The organism is Alteromonas sp. AO-Serp (assembly GCF_017849675.1).
GTDB lineage: Bacteria > Pseudomonadota > Gammaproteobacteria > Enterobacterales > Alteromonadaceae > Alteromonas > Alteromonas macleodii.
Genome location: NZ_JAFLMX010000060.1, coordinates 1 through 2977, shown reverse-complemented (window position 1 = coordinate 2977; position 2977 = coordinate 1). Strand labels below are relative to the sequence as shown.

At 46.4% G+C, this 2977-nt stretch carries 3 protein-coding genes; 2 read left to right on the top strand and 1 reads right to left on the bottom strand.

The genetic code is table 11. The features are described 5' to 3' along the window. Nucleotides 1–655, top strand: a 655-nt coding sequence (locus tag QVA83_RS05200) for a 3-hydroxyacyl-CoA dehydrogenase family protein (RefSeq protein WP_287498204.1), incomplete at its 5' end; no start/stop codon positions are given. A gap of 18 nt (nucleotides 656–673) precedes the next feature. After that, entirely contained in the window at nucleotides 674–1837 is a 1164-nt protein-coding gene (gene fadA / locus QVA83_RS05195) for an acetyl-CoA C-acyltransferase FadA (protein ID WP_156077845.1), read from the top strand. Nucleotides 1838–1918: 81 nt separating this feature from the next. Here the strand turns inward: fadA and QVA83_RS05190 are convergent, their stop codons facing one another. Next, the gene (locus tag QVA83_RS05190) at nucleotides 1919–2887 is read right to left on the bottom strand and encodes an integron integrase (RefSeq protein ID WP_287498205.1); all 969 of its coding nucleotides are present in this window, start codon (nucleotides 2885–2887) and stop codon (nucleotides 1919–1921) included. Nucleotides 2888–2977: the final 90 nt, after the last annotated feature.

Genomic DNA, 2977 nt, shown 5'->3' with positions numbered 1-2977 from the left:
GGTAAACCGCGTATTGTTCCAATACTTTGCGGGCTTCAGTAAGCTACTTATCGACGGCGCTGACTTTGTAGCGGTTGATAAAGTAATGGAAAAAATCTTCGGCTGGCCTATGGGCCCTGCCTACCTAATGGACGTTGTAGGTATCGACACGGGCGATCACGCAGCAGACGTAATGGCTGCAGGTATTCCAGAGCGTATGGCTCGCCTAGACAACGACCCTGTGACTCTTTTCTACAAAGAACAGCGTTTAGGTCAGAAGAACGGTAAAGGTTTCTACAACTACGGTGTTGATAAGCGCGGCAAGCCGTCTAAAACACCTGCTGAAGAAGCATATGCACTAATGGCGCCACACGTAGCTGAGAAGACAGACTTTGAAGCTGACGACATTATTGCACGCCTTATGATCCCTATGGCAAACGAAGCAATTCGCTGCCTGGAAGAAGGCATTGTAGATAGCGCTGCTGAAGCAGATATGGCGCTACTTTACGGCTTAGGTTTCCCTCCATTCCGCGGTGGTATTTTCCGTTGGATTGAAACCATTGGCTTGGCGAACTTTGTTGCTATGGCAGACAAGTACGCTGAACTTGGTCCTATTTATCAGATCTCAGACGGCGTTCGTGAAATGGCCGCTTCTGGTAAATCCTATTTCGCATAAGACCCAGAGGAAAAACTAATGAAAGAAGTGGTCGTAATCGATTGCGTACGTACCCCTATGGGTCGTTCAAAAAACGGTGTTTTCAGAAACGTGCGTGCAGAAGACTTATCTGCTGCGCTAATGACCGCGCTACTAGAGCGTAACCCTGGCGTAAACCCAGCGGAAATTGAAGACATCATTTGGGGCTGTGTTCAGCAAACTAAAGAACAAGGCTTCAACGTTGCACGTAACGCGCAACTACTAACACAAATTCCACGCTCAACTGGCGCGGTAACGGTAAACCGTTTATGTGGTTCATCAATGCAAGCCCTTCACGATGCAACAAGCGGCATCATGAGCGGCCGTGGTGACATTTACATGATTGGTGGTGTTGAGCACATGGGTCACGTACCGATGAACTACAACATCGACTTCCACCCTGGTCTTGCTAAGTACACGGCGAAGGCGTCGGGCATGATGGGTATGACAGCCGAGCTACTTGGCCGTCAAAACGGTATTACTCGTGAGCAACAAGACGCCTTCGGTGCGCGTTCGCACCAGCTAGCGCACAAAGCACACCTTGAAGGCCGCTGGGCTAACGAGATTGTGCCTGTTGAAGGTCACGATGCAAACGGCGTATTAAAGCTCATTGACTACGATGAAGTAGTACGCCCAGAAAGCACGGCTGAAAGCATGGCCGCACTTCGCCCAGTGTTCGACCCAGTAAACGGTACTGTTACTGCGGGTACATCTTCTGCGCTGTCTGACGGTGCATCAGGTATGCTACTTATGTCAGCAGACCGTGCGAAAGAGCTTGGCCTAACGCCTCGTGCGAAAATTCGCGCAATGGCTGTGGCGGGTTGTGATGCGGCAATTATGGGTTACGGCCCAGTGCCAGCAACACAAAAAGCCCTCAAGCGCGCTGGCCTTACTATGGACGATATTGAACTTGCTGAGTTTAACGAAGCGTTCGCAGCACAGGCGCTATCGTGCATTAAGCAACTAGGTTGGATGGACCACCTAGATACTAAGATTAACCTTAACGGTGGTGCGATTGCACTTGGTCACCCACTAGGTTGTTCTGGTTCACGTATCTCGGGTACGCTTATCAACCTAATGGAATCACAAGACGTAAGCCTAGGCTTAGCGACTATGTGTATTGGTTTAGGCCAAGGTATTGCTACCGTATTTGAGCGTGTATAAGCGTTTAAATAAGCGCTTTTAAAGCTAAATATTGAAAAGGGCCTTCGGGCCCTTTTTTGTTGATTCTAATTACTTTTCAGATTACTTCAAAATACGAGATAAAGGACTTATCACCCCCTGCGCACCTTGCTGAAGCACGTGAGTATAAATTTGCGTGGTCTTTACGTCTGAATGACCTAACTGTGTTTGCACCGTTCTAATATCAGCGCCCGATTGCAGCAAATGCGTTGCAAAAGAGTGGCGCAGCGTATGAGGCGTAACTTTCTTTTTAATGTCACAAGTTTTTGCCGTGTTCCGTATTGCTTTTTGTATACTCGATTCATCAATATGATGTCGTCGCACTCTTTTGCTTTCAGGATCGACAGATAATCGAGAAGAAGGAAATAAATAATGCCAGCCTAACTCTCTGGGCGCGTTTTTGTATTTCAAACGTAATCGGTGAGGTAGATAAACGCCTGCGTATTTTGGATTTTCTAAATCAGCCGCCAAGAAGTTTTCTACCATAGCGATTTGCCGTGTAAGACCCGGTTTTAATTCCGCAGCCAACGTTACAATGCGATGTTTACCGCCTTTCCCATCCCAAATGCGAATAGCGTTGTAGTCAAAATCAATGTCTTTAACTCGTAGCCTAACCGCTTCCATTAGCCGCAAACCTCTTCCGTACAATAAAGATATTGGTAACTTTAGGTTGGCAGGAATTTGCTCAAAAAGAGAAACGACCTCTTCCTGCGTTAATACAACTGGAAGCTTGGCTTGCCTACGACTTGAAACAAAGTTGAGTTCGCATGAAAGTGGGCGCTCTAATATATCGCGATATAAGAACGCCAATGCATTTAACGCACTCGCCTGAGTGGCCGGCGCCACATTTTTAGCGTTAACTAGGTGAGACAGAAACACTTCAACTTCTTTGTCTCCCATTTCAGATGGGTGCCTATTATTGTTAAAGCGGATAAAGCTAATTATCCATTTACTATAGAGTTCAATCGAACGCTTCGCATAGCGACGGTTGTGCATATGCTCTATCACCATTTGCATGAACATTGATTTCATTTTTTTGATTTTTATTACTGTAAATAAATACAGAATTACGGTTTTTGACTCGACCGTAAAATAAAAAGGAAAGATTCCGTACTTAAGTAC